Source organism: uncultured Jannaschia sp. (assembly GCF_947494055.1).
Classification (GTDB): Bacteria; Pseudomonadota; Alphaproteobacteria; order Rhodobacterales; family Rhodobacteraceae; genus Jannaschia.
Genome location: NZ_CANLTR010000057.1, coordinates 1 through 15,131 on the forward strand (window position 1 = coordinate 1; position 15,131 = coordinate 15,131).

The window sequence follows — 15,131 nt, forward strand, 5'->3', positions numbered from 1 at the left end:
AGCCGGATCGACGAACTCCTCCCCTGGAACTTCAATCCGTCAAGCTGAAACCGGCGTGGGGCCCAGCTCCCGCTTACAGACAATGCTAGAATCGTCTTCTCGCATATCGGTCGTTCGTCGGTCACGCAGCATCAGCCTAAGAGGGCTCTTTTCGGTAGTTCTCTGCACAAGGCACGAACGGCCGGTTTTCTCTTTCACACCGATCTGGGTCAGCGATGTGACCGGAAGGTTAGTTTTGCCTGAAGCCTGACACCGAGCCCCTCGCATCGCGACCCGGGGGTTCGGACAAGATGGGGTGGATGCCGCTCTCCCCGACGGCATCACAACGTGGCAGAGTTGTGGTGTTACCAACCACAGAAACAGGAAAGGGCATCTATGGAAAACGTTTCAATCATAGGAGTGGATCTGGCAAAGAGCGTTTTCCAGCTGCACGGAGCTGCGATGGATGGATCGGTGGTTTTCCGAAAGAAGCTCTCGCGCCCTCAGTTCTTTAAATTCATGTCGGCTCATCCAGCGTGCGTCGTTGCGATGGAAGCGTGTGGCGGCGCTCATTTCTGGGCACGAGAGATGGCAGCGATCGGGCATACCGTGAAGCTGATCTCGCCCCGGTATGTCAAACCCTTCGTCAAGCGGCAGAAAAACGACGCAGCCGATGCTGAAGCTATCGTCGAGGCTGCACAACGGCCAACCATGCGGCTCGTCGTGCCCAAGAATGAGGGTCAGCAGTCGCGTGCCGTTGCTTTTCGCGTGCGACAGCAGTTTATCCATCAGCGAAGCGACTTGGTGAATTCCCTGCGGTCCCATCTTTATGAATTCGGCTACATTGCACCGAAGGGGATCAACTATCTGCCCAAGCTCGAAGACATCATTCTCGATGAAACAACGCACTTGCCCCATGTTGCCCGGGAGATGTGCCGGATGCTGCTCGAACAGATCCATCAGCTCAGCGAAAAGATCACGTCACTCAACAAGGAGATCGGCGTTCTTTCGAAACGGTCCGAGGTTTCGCACCGGCTACAAACCATGCCGGGGATCGGGCCGATCTGCTCCCTGGCAATCGAGACTTTCGCGCCGCCGATGGAAAGCTTCCGGTGTGGCAGGGATTTTGCGGCTTGGTTGGGTCTGGTTCCGCTGCAGAACTCGTCGGGCGGCAAACAGCGGCTTGGCCGCACTTCGAAAATGGGACAGCGCGACATCAGGCGACTGTTGATCGTCGGCGCGATGGCCGTTGCCCAGTGGGCATCTCGAAAAGGCGCCGCCGAAGGTTCGTGGCTTGCGCGAATGTTGGAAAAGAAACCGCTGATGCTCGTTGTCATCGCCTTGGCAAACAAAATGGCGCGAAGCATCTGGGCGATGCTGACCCGAAATCAGGATTATCGAGATCCGATGGTGCAGGCCGCAGTGTAACTGCTGACAGGCTTGAGCGATCGGTACGCCGGGGAGTGAAGGAAGACAGCAACTGAATGGAAAAATGATCGTTTGATCAGGATCGGGAAAACCAGTGTTCGGCTCGGAACTTTGAGTTCGGGGACAAGATTTGGGCCTGATCCACGCATCACCATACCGGCCCGCGGCGCTTGTTAAGCCGCACTACTGAGGTCTGACACAAGCACGCGCTCGATCACTCTCCGAAGGTTCAGTTTTTCCCTTGCTAACTGAGCGGCATCCACACAAGTTTTTCCCTTGCTAACTGAGCGGCATCCACACAAGCCGAACGCCCCTCCGTCGCACCAGGCGGATAGGCCGTCCTCGGAGATTCGCCGCTTCGCGCCGAACGCCGCTCGGCCGGGGCTTCCCTCCGGACCAGCGCCCCGGGGCATCGCCTGTCCGTCCCCCGTGCCGATCGCGGCCTGATCGAACCTGACGGGGCGGGGCGCCGGGGGTCCGGTCGCCTTTGGCTCTCCAACGACAAATACGGCTTCCACGCCCTGCGGGCGCGGACCCTCCGCATTTGCCGTTGCCCCCGTCCCCCCGCCCCGTCCTGTTCTGGCCGTGCGACCGACCGACGGGTGACGAACAAGCGATGCCCCCAACGGGTCTGTCCGTAATCAAGAATAAGGCGGCGCTAAAACGCCATTATCTTTGTATTCCGAATTGATAAATCAATTTGGAGTGTGCTCCCTCATTCGGGGATCAGAACAAGCGGAACCAGGGAATTGAAGCAAGCAAACAATTAGCGGAAAACGTAAATAAAGCATTAGCTTAGGCCGTAATTAACTCATAAAAAGGAGACAGGGAAAGCGGATGGCGCTCCCCTCCAAAGCCGGAAATGTCCGGCGCACATTCAGGAACGACTCCGATGCTCACGACCTATGACGAGATCGAACTCTTTGGCCTCACCGAGAACGGCAGCGACGACCTGCCCATTCCGAACGACGACGAGTTGCAAGGCCGCGCCGTGGGCGAGGCGTTCGAGGCGCTGATCGGCACCTTGCAAGGCACCGGCCTCGCGTCCGAGGTGGAACCCCTCGCCCATGCCTTCGCGACCATGTTGCAGCGCCGCGCCGTGTCGCTGGACCAAGCCGCCGACCGCCAGAAGGTGAAGGCCCGCGCGTTGATCGCATCGCAGGACGGCAGCGAAATTGCGGAGGCGGAGCTGGACCAGACCACGCGGCTCTACACGATCCTGCAAGAGAAGGCCGACGCCCTCAAGATCATGGCCGAGTGCGCCGCGCAGCACTACGAGCACGAGACCGGCGAGCATTACACCCCCGTCACCGGCGACCGCACCACGCGCCGCGCGATGGAGACCGGCGCCGTGTTCGAGGCGAAGAAGCTGCTGGACGCCGCAGACCGCGCCGAGGCGGAGCGCAACAAGGTCGCGGGCACGTTCATCGCCGTGGCCGGGGATGCCGACTGGATCGACAGCGCGACGATCTGGAAGCGGCTGGACGTGGCCCGCGACAAGTGCCCCGACATGGTGCTGTGCCACAAAGGATCGCGCGGCGCGGAGCGGATCGCCGCCGCATGGGCCAAGAGCCGCAAGGTGCCGCAAGTGATGTTCCGCCCGAACTGGTCCGCCTTCAACAAGGCCGCCCCGTTCCGCGCCAATGACGAGATGCTGACCGCCCGCATCCGTGGCGTGATCCTCTTCGGCGGCGGCGGCATCGGCCTGAACCTTGCCGAGAAGGCCGAGGCGAAGAAGCTGCCCGTGGCCCGCATCCCGAAGCCGGAGACGGCCCGCGAGTAATCGCGCCCCATCCCGAACCCCGAGAGGGCGGCCCGAAAGGGTCGCCCTTTTCGCGTGCCCGCCGCCCCAGGTCGCCCCCGTCGTCCTGGCGGCGATCGGGCTCGGGTTGACCGGGGCGGGCGGAACCGGCCCTGCCGGCCCCGCCCGCCCCGGCCCTGCGCTATCCGCGCGAGAGCGCCTGCGGCGCAGGATTGAACGGCGCGCGGCTGTTAACTTCCACCCCGCCTGCGGCGGCCCGGAAGGCCGCGCAAGGGATCGGGTCCGCAGCTCAGGATACGGCCCTTCGGGCCGGGCAAGGAAGGCGGGGAAGCGACGCCGGAGGCTGCGGGACCGCTTCCTTCCGGGGTGACCCGCCAGGTCGCGGCCGTCGCCCCTGCCCTCGGCTTCGCGTGTCGGGCAGGGAACGGACCTGCGGCCCGTCGCGCAGTCGCGCGGCGTCGCGCCCAGGACCCGCAGCCGAGGCGCCCGCGACGGCTCCGGTCTGTCGCTCTGCCGCCGATTGCGCTCCGGTCGGGATCGCGTTCCGCGACCGCTCCCTCCCCTCCATCGCCGTCTCCGCGTCAGCCCTCCACCGCGCGTCTACCGCCGGCTGCTGATCGGGAAACGCACACACTGGACCGCCAAGCATATCCTCCGGATGCGCCCCCGAAACACGCCGCCTCAAGGATCGGAAAACTCTTCGGCACCGTCGCACCGCCTGGCACGGTCAGTCATACCGGCGGCTGCGGCGCAGGAGGCGACGATGCGCCCGGAAGACTTTTCCGCCCGGCTCCGCCGGCGCCTGCGGCGTCCTTGACCCGGCGCGGTCCGGTTTCGGGGGGCTCGGCCATGCTCGGCAATCCAGCGCGAGCGACATCACAGGAGACCACCCATGACCGACCACGCTCGTAACGATCGGAGGCATCACAAGGTCCACTCCCAGAAGACACAGCCCCGCCCGAATTACAGCCTCGGAGAGTTCCTCGCCGCGATCGAGGCCGAGCCACATCGACTGGCCGACCTGCTCGATGACAAGGCCCTGCCGTCCCAGTGGGAGGACGCCCAAGCCGCAGTCATCGCGCGGAACAACCGAACCCCTGAAGAGCCGCCGATGTCCCCTCGGATGTCAGAGCCCTGCGAAGACAGTCCTGACCCTCGGGATGCCCGGATCGCCAAGCTCACGCGCCGGCTCTGGTGCCTGAGCCTCACCCTGACCGCGGTCAGTGTCGCGGCCATCGTCGGATGGGTTGGCTGACGCCAGGTGCGGCCCCTTCGGGGGCCGCTTCGCCGCCGCCACCGAGGCGCGTCAATCCACGATGCCGCGACATGCTTCGGGCCGGTCGCATGGCAGCGCGCCCGGCCCGGCCTGATGATGCTGCCTCGCAGACATCCCCGCCGCCAAGGTAGCAGAATCTGGCCCTCGTTGCCACGCGGATCACTCGTCAACCGGCCCACCGCCGCTTGTCCCGGCGGCAACCGGCCCGCTGACGCCAAGCGCGGGTGACGCTCGATCGACGCGGCTTCACCGCCCTCGCGGCGCGTGTTCAGGACGGCATCGAGACGCAGGACGGCAGCACACAGTCCGGCCGTTCGTGACCACGCGGGACAGACCTTCCGGCACCGGCGATTACCCCGGCCTCCTTCACTTCCTCCCTCATGGCACTTGGCGGATCGCGGGCCGGGCGTGCACTCCCCTTCGGCTCGCCAACGGCAAATACGGCTTCCACGCCCTTCAGGCGCAGACCCTCCGCATTTGCCGTTGCCCCCGCCCCTCTTTCGATCCGCCTTCCAAGCGCCATCGGAAGCAAAGGAGACCGACATGACCACCTACACCCTCAACGTCCCCTACGAGTTCACCCGCAACGGCCGCACCGAGCGCCGCTACCGCCGCGTCGGCGCCGTCTTCGAGAACACCCGCCGCGACACCGGCGAAACCTTCCTCTCCATCAAGCTCGACTTCCCCGTCGCCGTCACCGAGCTGGTCGCCTTCCAGCCGAGCCCGCGCGACGGCGAGCCGCCGATCGACGAGTGACCCGCTGCGGCGGCCTTCGGGCCGCCCTTCGCCCTGGCAGGCGACGCCGGCCAAGGCCGGCGCAGACAACGAAACTACTGGATCACGACCTTCTCCTGCGGTTCGTCAGCCCACTCACTGATAAAATCGAGCTTCGCCCTGTAAATCCCCCTGTTCGCGGCGTCTTGGACGATGACCCCGAGCTCATGCTCGTTCCCTTCGGGCGGATGATCTTGGACGATCCTTTGGATCATCTTGATGACATACGCCTCGCCCGAGGCACGATCCTTCAAGTTTCTACCGCGTTGATCCCGATATCGACGCCATCCGCTCCGCACGTGGACGAAATAATCTGGCACGTTTTTCCTTCCTGATCCTGTCCCGGCTTGATATTCTTACGGTGGGTTCGTGTCATGGCCCCTCCACGCACGGCCTGCGCCGTGCGCTTGGCGCCCTACTCGGCCCCCACTGCGCGCGGGTCTCCCCGAGCCCCGCCCCCCGGCCCTCCCATCGGCCCGATGCGCCGCCGGCCGTCTCCTCCGGAGCCGCCCGCCAACGCGGCCGAATGGTCGGTCAGCGGGCCAGGTCTCGGCCCTTCGGGTGACGGTCGCCGGTGCGAGCGGGTGCTGAACCTGCCCACCGGCCACTCGTCTCCCTTCGCGATCTGGGGGCGCGTCCGCCTCGCAGCCCGTGGACAGTTTCCGCCCCGCACGCTTGCCGAACCGGACCGTCCACCCCGACCGGGTACGAGAAATCCTCCAGGCCGGGGCCTGCCGGCCCCCCTCCCCTATCGGGGTAGGAAAGAGAGAGAGGCAGCTTCGCAGGGGGTGATCCGAACAGGATTGGGAAACCTCACCACGGAGACGACCATGCCCCTGCATAGCTGTACCCTCACCGACATCGACCGCTACGAGCTGGCCATGATCCTCGCCGGACTGCGCCTCTTGCAGCAGACCCCTGCCCTGCCCCCGGAGATCAAAGAGATCGCCACCGAGTGCGGCGCGTTCACGTCCCTTGGCTGGGCGGAAATCGAAACACTCATCGGGCGCATCAATTCCGCCTCGGAATACCCGTGGCGCGACGTGACCGAGGACGACGCCGAGACCGCCGCACTCGAAGCCCGCGTGGCCGCTCTCTTCGAGGAGATCGTGTGATGCTGCGCCAGTACAACCCCCAGCGTCATCGCCGTGCGCTGCTCGGCAGTCGCATCCGTGCCGCCGGCACCGTGCCGGTCGGCACCATCGCCCTGATCCGAGGCCGCAAGGTGCAGGTCATGGCGTGGCTGCCCCGCGACGACACCGCTGTCGAGTGCGGACGGTTCGTGACCAAGCGGATCGCGGGCGGGCACATCGCCCTGGTCCGCGACCTTGCGACTGGCCGCACCGGGCAACTTTCGGATGCGTGGCTCGTCGATGCCGTGACGATCCCCACCGACGAGCCAGACGGCCGGGCGCTGCTGCGCCGGGCCGCGCTGCGCGCCGAGCCCGCGATCGCCGCCGTGGCCGAAGACACCCGCGAACTGGAGGACGCACGATGATCTGGTCCGTCTTTCTGCTTTCGATGACGCCCCGGCGCTTCGTCATCCACAGCGACAAGGAACGGGCCGCGCAGATCACCGCCCGGCTCCTGGCGGAGCGCCATCCGGGCATGGCCTTCGGCTACGAGGAAGGACCGGACTTCCGGTACGGCGACTGTCATCCCTCGATCCGCGACACCGCGTAGTCGGTCGAGGTGCAGAACCTCATCGCGGCCGAGATCGCGCTCGAGGCCGAGGCGAACCCGAAGGGCCTGCCGAAATGGTGCGCCTTCCGGTACCGCAACGGCGGCGTCTGCGCCTACTGCGACCACGACCTGCGGGTGGTGGAGATGTGCCGCCGGGACTTCGACGTGGTACAGGAACGGGCGATCTACGCGGTCTATTCGTCCACCGACGAGGTTCTCGATTGCTTCCGGACGGAGGCCGACGCCGCCGCCTGAATTGGGGCGGGAAGCCGCCTCAAACCCCTTATTTCTTTGGCCCTTCGTGGCCCCCATGATAGGATCGGGACAAGATCATACCCGATGGAAAGGCCCCCCATGAACGCCCTCACCCCCATCAAGTCGGCGTGGAAGTCGGCGCAGCTCCTCATCGCCTTTCACCGCAACAAGGACGGCCGGCGGCGGCAGGACCCGCGGCTCTGGAGCCCGAAGAACGGGGTCGCCGGCGTTACCGACGATCCGAAGGCGAAGGAATCCGTCCTTGTGGTGCGCGGTCACGGCGATGCGGGCGATGTGCAGATCAAGCTCCACCCCGACAAGATCATCCTGCGCCGCGACCCCGAGGCGATCGGCTGGTCCGGCCTCCAGGTCGACCATTACGGCGTCCGCGTCCTGGTCGGCGATGTCTGGATCACCGTGCAGGCGGACGGCTCGATCAAGCGCGAAGTCGAAGGCGCGGCCGACGACGAGAGCTGGCTGGAGGCGGACGGCTCCTACATCCGCATCGCACCGGAGGTGGAGATCAACGTCGCCGGCGATGGATCGAGGATGACGCGGCGCACGACCGAGCGGCTCGACATGATCGACGATGAGGGCTCCGTGAGCCGCCGCCGGAAGCCGTCCGACCGGCCCCTCGTCCGCGAAGCGATGGCGCGACTGTCCGACGAGTAGCGCCCCCTCCCCTGCCCTGCCATGTGAAAGCCCCGCCTCTGGTGGGGCTTTTGTCGTTCAGCCAGGCGCGCTGCGGGGACGGTTCGGAGAATTACTTGGTCAAGCTTTTTTTGAGGTAGTGAGCCAGTGCAAGGTCGAGAATACGGCTACCGATTTGCGACCGACCGAGCATTCCCTTGGGGTCGAGATGTTCGACGGCTTTAGCGTATAACTCCTGTGGCATTGATCTCGATGTCTCGACACGTCCTGATCTTCGATGGGGACGTGACGGAGGAACGAGTACTTTGGACTGGCGAAGTGCAGCTTCATACGACGCCATGCCGGTCGAGAGCGCCAACGAAAGGGCATCTCTTTCTCCGTATATCTCTAGCAACTCGTCGAAACCTCGATGCTCTCCGGCTTGCGGGATACGAACGTATCCCCTGACCCTCACGCTCTTATTCGCTGGCGTATCTGTGTTGGGTCCTGTCGAGCGACGCGCCGGTTTGCTGTTGCGCCGCGGACCTTCGACCCGTGCCCGATGCTGCGTTGCCTCTGTGGGTGTCCCTGGGACTGAGGCCGGATCATCGGGAGCGGCGATCATGCGATCGTCCTCGATCGTGATTGTCGGCGTAGTCGCTTCTTCCGCTTTCACGTCTTCGACGGGCGCCGTCCCGCGAGCGTGGTTCGGTGTCGGCGGATGCTTATGGCGGATCGCTTCGTAGCTCAGGTTTCTTGGCAATTTCTTGAGTGCCATTACGCGAGTTCCTTCACAGGCAGGGCGGCGAGGATTTCATCGACCACGGGTTCGGCCTTGTTGAGCCAAAGGCGCGTCTGGGGTGCCCTAGCGCGCATCGTCATCTTGTCGTGGGTTCTGAGATAGTCTGCATAGAGGTTCATCGGACCCGTGCCGGCCATATCCTTGTAATATGCACTGGTCGGTATCCTGCCCTCGAACGCCGGCAGGTCTTCGAAGATCCTCATGGCGGTCCGGTTCGCCTCAGTGAACTTGCTGTCATCGGTCACGACGCGGCTCAGCAAAAAGGCCGTCGGAATATCCATTTCTGCGGCGTTCAGAAGGTTCATAACGTACTCCATGGTCTCGAGCGCGATATCGATTTCGCCGACTCCGAGATCGGTCGGGATCACGATGAGGTCGGCGTTCAAGGCCGCGGTTTGGTTGAGATCGGATCCGCCGCCTTTGGTGTCGATCAGGAGATAGTCAGGGTTGTCGCGCTCGGCTTCCTCGAATGCTTCTTCGAAGCGATCTTCGCCCCAACCATCATAGACCTTGATGTTCTCGTCGTCCCAAGTCCCAATTCCGCGTGCGTGCCTTTCCCATTTAAGGACGGACTTGTTTTCGTCGGCGTCGACCAGACCGACCCGGATGCCCCGCCTGTTCAGCACCGACGTCATTAGAAACAGCGCGGTCGATTTCCCGGCTCCGCCCTTAAAGGCCATGAATGTGATTTTCTGCACGACTTGTCCTCGCTGCCCGTTGTCCGATCTCGAGACGTATCGGTTTTTGTCCACCCGATTTTGGCGATCGCAATGGAGGTATCTGATGCACCTAACGCGTGGGACGCAACTACCGTATCTGACGCATCTGACGCGTGTGACGTAACTACCGCACCTAACGTAACGGCCGCATATGACGTAGTTACTGTGACCACCGCCGCTGACGCGTCAGTCGCACATACCGTATCGGACGCATCTAACGTTACTACCGCATCCGACGTACCTGACGTGTCGGACGCATTGGACGCATCTAACGCTATTATCGTGTCTGACGTATGTATCGCAGGCGACGCATCTGACGTATCTGACGCATTTACCGTTCTTGACGTTTCTAGCGCAGCTACCGCAGTTGACGCATCAGACGCGTTAAACGCATTTGCCGTAAGTACCGTAGCAGACGTAATTGACGCATATCACGTGACTGCCGCATCTACCGTACCGGACGCAGATGACGTAACTGCCGTATCTACCGCGCTGGACGCTCTTGACGCCGTTACCGCATCAGGCACATCGAACATGTCTGACGCAGTTGCCGTACTTGACGCATAGATCGCACATGACGCAGTTACCGTATTAGACGCATCTAGCGCATCTGACGTACCATAGTCTTCATGGGCGCGCTTACAGGCGCGATCTGTATGCCCATAGTGCCCAGAGCCACCGATTGCCGAGATGCCCTCTCAGCGGGTCCTACCAGCCCCTCAGGGGCATCTGAGAGCTGGCGCTAGCCCCTAGTATTTCTCCGTGGCCTTCTGCTTCTTGCCATTGACTGGCTTTAATAAAAAAGTAACGGTTCGGTTTAGTAGTTGGCAGGATATATTCAAATGTAGAACATTTGCTATTAGAAGGCCAACCGACCCTGGGAGCGACCCCGATGCCGACCGACGACGATCAGACGCCAAACTGGAAGAAGCGCGTGATGAAGGGCGGTGATTGGGTCGATCCCGACGCCGAGCCCGCCCCGGTTCGCGCCGACAAGACGATCTCGGTGCGGCTGACCGAGGCCGAGCTGACGGAGTTCGACGCCCAGATCGCGCGGCTCGGGATCAAGCGGAACCGCGCGCTTCGGATCGCGGCGCGCCGGATCGGCGGGTTCGTGGAGGCTGATCCGGCCCAGGTCGAGGCGCTGCGCGACGTCGCGCGACAGCTCGTGGGGGTGGCGCGAAACATCAACCAGATCGCCAAGTCAGCCAACCGGACCCGCGATCCGGACTACCGGGCGTTCATGGAAGAGCGCGCGGCGCTCGGCAAAGTTCTGGCTCGAGTGCAGGGCGAGACGCAGATCATCCTCGATCTCGCCGCGCGGCGGGAGGACGGGTTGGCACGGCTCGGCCGCGAGGCCGACGAATGAGTTACGAGGTCGCCACGTTTCTGAAGCGGGGCAGGGGGGCCGGCCCCGAGGTCTCCGCGCTCGATGCGGTCATGGGCGAAGACTGGGCGATCATCGAGCCGGGGCGGGCGCGGCGGGCGCAGGGGGCGCGGTTCGGGCTGCGGGCGGCGCACCGGGTGGACGTGGAGCGGGGGCTTGCCGGTGGTATGCTTCCGGGACGAAAGTCGCAGGCCGTGGTCAAGATGATCCGGAACGGCGGGACGTCGGACGTGCGCGGATTGCGCGACCAGATGGCGTACCTGTCGCGGGACGGGGCGGAGCCGTTGCAGCGGTCCGAGGCGATGATGGGGATCGCGCTCGACGCCGAGGAATCCGCGCGGATGGAGAAGGAATGGCGGATGCCGCCCGAGGGCGCCGACCGAGCCGACCGCACGTCGCATTTCATCGTCAGCTTTCCACAGGACGCGCCGCATTCCGCGGCAGAGCGCGCGGGGCGGGCCTGGGCCGAAGAGATGTTCGGGTCCGGCCAGCACGGCGGCGACAGCTACGATTACTACACGGCGTTCCATACCGACCGGGCGCATCCGCACATGCACGTCGTCGTGTACCGGCGCGGACTGGAGAACGGCGAATGGCTCAAGGTCTCGCAGCGCGGCGACGTGAACTACGACCGGATGCGCGAGGTCCTTGTCGATGTCGCCGGGCGCGAGGGGATCGAGCTGGAAGCCACGACACGGCTGGCGCGGGGCCTGCACGACCGACCGGTACCCGACGCCGAATACCGGCGGGCGGTGGAAGAGGACCGGGAGGCCGAGGCGCCCGAGCATACCCACGAGACGGCGATCCGCGCGGCGGCGTCGCTCCTGCACTTCGCCCGCCAGTTCGCGGCCGATGCCCGCGCCATCGAGCGCGAACTGCCCGACCAGGCGAAGATGCTGCACGAGATCTCCGAACATCTTTCGGAGGGCCGGGCGATCACGACCCGCCATTACGGCAACCTCTCACCGGAAGGAGAACAGAAGATGGCAGACAGGCTGGAGGAAGTGACGATGGAGGTGCGGGGGAAACTCGAGCGCCTCGACACCGATGTGGTGGACGTGGAGGACGACGCCACGCGGATGCGCTTCCTGCGCCAGATCGCGGAGCTGAAGGCCAACACCGTGCCGTACTTGCGCGATCCGGGCGATTTGCAGGCGTTCGTCGAGCCCGACGAGAGCGGGCGGTTCGAGGCGATCGTGCCCTCCGACCCGGTGGCGCGGCAGGTCAAGACGGCGGCCGATGACGTGGCGCGGGACGTGGCGCGGGATTACGGCCTCGACCCGGAGGCCACGGTGGAGCGGTATTCCGGCGCAATTCCGTCGCGGGGGCTCGCCCGGCAGTTCGCAGAAGCCGAGGAGCGCGAGCGGGCGGAGTCCCGCACGCTGTCGGGGGACGGGCCGGAAAGCATCGAGGACCGCGATGCGGCGCTCGCGCGGATGCGGAGCGAGTTGCAGAACGTCTACCGCGAGGCGCGCGACATCGTGCAGGAGCGATATGCCGAGGTCGCGGAAGTCCGCGAGGACCCCGGCTATACCGGTCACGACGACGCGCGGCTGGTCCGCGAGGGGCTTCGTGTCGACGAGGCGGGTGAGCGCACGCGGGCTGCGGCCGTCCGGGAGCGGGAGGCCGAGGACTATTCCGGCGGCGCCATCCCGAACCGGGACGAGGCGCCGCAACCGGCGGCCGCGTTCCGGGACAGGGACAACGACCGGCCCTCGCCGGAGGATCGCCAGCCAGACGCCGACCGGGATGCGGAGATCGACCGCGAAATCCGAGCCTACGAGAAAGAGCATGGCATCACGCTGTCTGAGAAGGACCGCCAAGAGCTGCGCGAACTCAATCGCGGCGACGCCGGCCGGGATCGCGAGGACGACACCGAACGCCGCGCCGACACCGATCGCCAGATCAGGGACTACGAGCGCGAGCACGGGATCAAACTCTCGGACGAGGCACGGCAGGCCATCCACGAGCGCGACCGCGATAGCGACGACTACGACATCTGAGGGGGCGGCACATGACGAATGACAAGACGAAGGACATCCTGCTGCTGGCCCTGGGGGGGCTGGTGATCGGGTCCTTGCTCGGCCTCCTCGCGGCCGGCGGCTACGCGACCTGGGTCCGGGGCGGGGACATGACCAACATCGGGTTCGGGACGATCTTCGCGTTCCTTCCGGTCTCCTGGCAGTACATCACCGAGCCCTTCCGGACCTCCGCGATGATCGGCGGCGGCGTGGCCCTGGCCGGGGCCGTCCTGTTTCCGATCGCGGGAATGCAGAGGGCTCTGACGAGCCACGGATCGGCCCGGTGGGCGACCGAGGCCGAGATGAAGCGGGCGAAGCTCCTCTCGAACGTTGAGAAGCTGAACGGCCCGATCTTCGGCAAGACGACGACGCCCTCGAAACGGGGCAAGTATCTCACGTCGGTCAAGATACCGCACAGCCTGATCGCCGCGCCCACGGGCGTCGGCAAGGGCGTCGGCATCGTGACGGGGACGCTGCTGATCTATCCCGGCTCGATCGTCTGCCTCGACATGAAGGGCGCGAACTACGTGAACACCGCCCGCCATCGGCGCGCGATGGGGGATCGGGTCTACAAGTTCGCGCCCTACGACCCGGACGGCCGAACACACAGGTTCAACCCGCTCGACGCCATCGTGGAGACCCCGGAACGTCGGCGCTTCACCGAGGCGCGGCGGCTTGCGGCCTCCTTCCTCGCGCTCGACGGCGACACCGCGCAGGGGTTCCTCAGAGGTGCGCGCGAAATCTTCGCGGCGACGGCGCTCCTCATGGTCCAGCGCGGAACGCCGACCATCGCGGCCGTCCACGACGCGCTGTCGGGGGAGGGAAAGGACAAGATGGCCCTCTCCCTGATGGCGAAGGAAGTCCGGTCCGCAAGGGCGCGCGCCGTCTTCAACAAGTATGCCAATCGGGACGACAAGCACCTGTCGGCCTACATGTCGATCCTGATGGACGCGGGCCTCGGCCTCTGGAACGACCCGATGGTCCGCGACGCGACGGCCGCCAGCGACTTCAAGCTCGGCACGCTGCGCTCGAAGCCGGCCTCGATCTTCCTCGTGATCCCGCCGAACGACATCGAGCCGCTCGCGCCGCTCGTGCGGCTGATCTTCCAGCAGACCGTCGCCATCCTCCAGCGCAGCCTGCCGGACAAGAAGAAGGGCGAGAAGTATCCCGTGCTGATGCTTCTCGACGAGTTCGTGTCGCTGGGCCGGATGGACAACCTCAAGACGGCAATCACCACGCTGCGCGAATACAACGTCCGGGTGATGCTCGTCGTGCAGACGATCTCGTCGCTGCGCGACCTCTACGGCAAGGACGGGGCCGGCACGTTCATCTCGAACTGCGGGGTGCAGCTCTTCATGGGGCCGGCCGACGAGGAAACGCCGGACTACATCTCGAAGGCCATCGGCGACTACACCCGCAAGACGCGTTCCAAGTCGTGGAAGGGGGGCGAGCTGTCGACCTCCTACGCGGAGCGGACGGAGAGCGCGCGGCTGATCCGGCCGGAGCAGGTCCGTCTGCTGGGCGAGACGCAGGTGGTCGCTCTTGTCCAGAACATGCTGCCGATCCTGGCGCATCGCGTGACCTATTATGAGGATCGCGAACTGAACCGGATCTTCGAATCCCAGAAAGGCCCCTATCCCGAACCGCCCGAGATCGAGCCCTACGATCCCGAAGAGCCGGGTCCGAGCGACGGCGCGCTGCCCAAACGCTTCGACGGCGACTTCATCGACGACCGTGACGATCTCGACGAGTTCGACGACGAGACGGACGACGAGACGATCGAGGGTGAGGCGGTCGAGCTGGACGACACGGTGGCAGATGCCACGGCATCGTCACCTGTCATATCCAACATCGACAAATCCAAGCTGGTAGCAACTGACCGAGGCGACAGCGGCGAGGACGACACCGGCAAAGTGATGGATGCTGGATCGGACAGGCTGCAACCGGTGCCAGTCCCATCGACCAATACCGATGAATCACCGGCTATAATCTCCATCCACGTATCCGAGGCGGATGAACTGGAACACCAGCGGCTTATCGAGCGCCTGGAGCAGTTGATCCTTGATGTGGACGGCTTGGCAAATCGATTGAAAGACACGCGCCGTAAAGAGCTTGGTCAAGATACAGAGGAAACCAAGGCGATACAGTCGGAAAACCTCGCTCCAGACGAAGCGTCAGTCTCAGAAGCGACTCCTCAACAGGTTGTCGCCTCGATGGAGGATGACGAGACTGTTGCACCTCTGAAGGCTCCGGATCGTACCTTCAGGCAATCATCCACCATGAGAGTAAACAAGACGCTGGAGCGGTTGAAGGAAGCGCGAGAAAAAGTCTCTCAGAAGTATCCGTCCGGCGTGACCGCCGTTGACATTCAGCGTGGCTGCCAATTCCACGGCGTGAGTTCGTCGATGCGGTTGA

Annotated in this window: 15 protein-coding genes; 12 read left to right on the forward strand and 3 right to left on the reverse strand. The window is 64.5% G+C overall.

What is annotated here, in order from left to right:
- The first annotated feature begins 375 nt into the window (after window positions 1-375).
- The 4 genes from Q1A87_RS21145 (at window position 376) to Q1A87_RS21160 (ending at window position 5,201) form a co-directional block, all read left to right on the forward strand.
- On the forward strand, window positions 376-1,407 hold the full coding sequence (locus tag Q1A87_RS21145) for an IS110 family transposase (RefSeq protein WP_299656159.1): 1,032 nt from the start codon (window positions 376-378) through the stop codon (window positions 1,405-1,407).
- Window positions 1,408-2,299: 892 nt separating this feature from the next.
- On the forward strand, window positions 2,300-3,190 hold the full coding sequence (locus tag Q1A87_RS21150) for a DUF2493 domain-containing protein (RefSeq protein WP_299656162.1): 891 nt from the start codon (window positions 2,300-2,302) through the stop codon (window positions 3,188-3,190).
- An 871-nt stretch (window positions 3,191-4,061) separates the two neighbouring features.
- Window positions 4,062-4,424 (forward strand): hypothetical protein, encoded by a 363-nt coding sequence (locus tag Q1A87_RS21155; RefSeq protein ID WP_299656165.1) that lies wholly within the window; start codon window positions 4,062-4,064, stop codon window positions 4,422-4,424.
- Between the two features lie 564 nt (window positions 4,425-4,988).
- A complete protein-coding gene (locus Q1A87_RS21160) occupies window positions 4,989-5,201 on the forward strand; it encodes a hypothetical protein (protein WP_299656168.1) in 213 nt (70 codons plus the stop codon).
- A gap of 74 nt (window positions 5,202-5,275) precedes the next feature.
- Here the strand turns inward: Q1A87_RS21160 and Q1A87_RS21165 are convergent, their stop codons facing one another.
- Window positions 5,276-5,539 (reverse strand): hypothetical protein, encoded by a 264-nt coding sequence (locus tag Q1A87_RS21165; protein WP_299656170.1) that lies wholly within the window; start codon window positions 5,537-5,539, stop codon window positions 5,276-5,278.
- 510 nt (window positions 5,540-6,049) lie between these two features.
- Here Q1A87_RS21165 and Q1A87_RS21170 point away from each other — a divergent pair.
- The 5 genes from Q1A87_RS21170 (at window position 6,050) to Q1A87_RS21190 (ending at window position 7,829) form a co-directional block, all read left to right on the forward strand.
- Complete coding sequence (locus Q1A87_RS21170) at window positions 6,050-6,334, forward strand: hypothetical protein (RefSeq protein WP_299656173.1); 285 nt, start codon at window positions 6,050-6,052, stop codon at window positions 6,332-6,334.
- Window positions 6,334-6,717 carry a hypothetical protein gene (locus Q1A87_RS21175; RefSeq protein WP_299656176.1) on the forward strand — a complete coding sequence of 128 codons (384 nt, stop codon included), beginning with the start codon at window positions 6,334-6,336 and terminating at the stop codon, window positions 6,715-6,717. The genes Q1A87_RS21170 and Q1A87_RS21175 overlap by 1 nt, the downstream gene beginning before the upstream one ends.
- Window positions 6,714-6,902 carry a hypothetical protein gene (locus Q1A87_RS21180; RefSeq protein ID WP_299656179.1) on the forward strand — a complete coding sequence of 63 codons (189 nt, stop codon included), beginning with the start codon at window positions 6,714-6,716 and terminating at the stop codon, window positions 6,900-6,902. Before Q1A87_RS21175 ends, Q1A87_RS21180 begins: the two co-directional genes overlap by 4 nt.
- A 9-nt stretch (window positions 6,903-6,911) precedes the next feature.
- Window positions 6,912-7,157 carry a hypothetical protein gene (locus tag Q1A87_RS21185; RefSeq protein ID WP_299656182.1) on the forward strand — a complete coding sequence of 82 codons (246 nt, stop codon included), beginning with the start codon at window positions 6,912-6,914 and terminating at the stop codon, window positions 7,155-7,157.
- Between the two features lie 99 nt (window positions 7,158-7,256).
- Window positions 7,257-7,829: a hypothetical protein gene (locus Q1A87_RS21190; RefSeq protein ID WP_299656185.1), complete on the forward strand. Its 573-nt coding sequence runs from the start codon at window positions 7,257-7,259 to the stop codon at window positions 7,827-7,829.
- A 91-nt stretch (window positions 7,830-7,920) separates the two neighbouring features.
- Here the strand turns inward: Q1A87_RS21190 and Q1A87_RS21195 are convergent, their stop codons facing one another.
- Window positions 7,921-8,565 carry a hypothetical protein gene (locus tag Q1A87_RS21195; RefSeq protein WP_299656188.1) on the reverse strand — a complete coding sequence of 215 codons (645 nt, stop codon included), beginning with the start codon at window positions 8,563-8,565 and terminating at the stop codon, window positions 7,921-7,923.
- The gene (locus Q1A87_RS21200; protein WP_299656190.1) at window positions 8,565-9,287 is read right to left on the reverse strand and encodes a division plane positioning ATPase MipZ; all 723 of its coding nucleotides are present in this window, start codon (window positions 9,285-9,287) and stop codon (window positions 8,565-8,567) included. Before Q1A87_RS21200 ends, Q1A87_RS21195 begins: the two co-directional genes overlap by 1 nt.
- Window positions 9,288-10,200: 913 nt before the next feature.
- Here Q1A87_RS21200 and Q1A87_RS21205 point away from each other — a divergent pair.
- From Q1A87_RS21205 to Q1A87_RS21215, 3 genes are all read left to right on the forward strand, one after another.
- Window positions 10,201-10,677 carry a DNA mobilization endonuclease VirD1/MobC family subunit gene (locus Q1A87_RS21205; RefSeq protein WP_299656193.1) on the forward strand — a complete coding sequence of 159 codons (477 nt, stop codon included), beginning with the start codon at window positions 10,201-10,203 and terminating at the stop codon, window positions 10,675-10,677.
- Complete coding sequence (locus Q1A87_RS21210) at window positions 10,674-12,698, forward strand: relaxase/mobilization nuclease domain-containing protein (RefSeq protein WP_299656196.1); 2,025 nt, start codon at window positions 10,674-10,676, stop codon at window positions 12,696-12,698. The genes Q1A87_RS21205 and Q1A87_RS21210 overlap by 4 nt, the downstream gene beginning before the upstream one ends.
- Before the next feature lie 11 nt (window positions 12,699-12,709).
- Window positions 12,710-15,131: type IV secretory system conjugative DNA transfer family protein (locus Q1A87_RS21215; protein WP_299656199.1), on the forward strand; the 2,422-nt coding region annotated here is incomplete at its 3' end.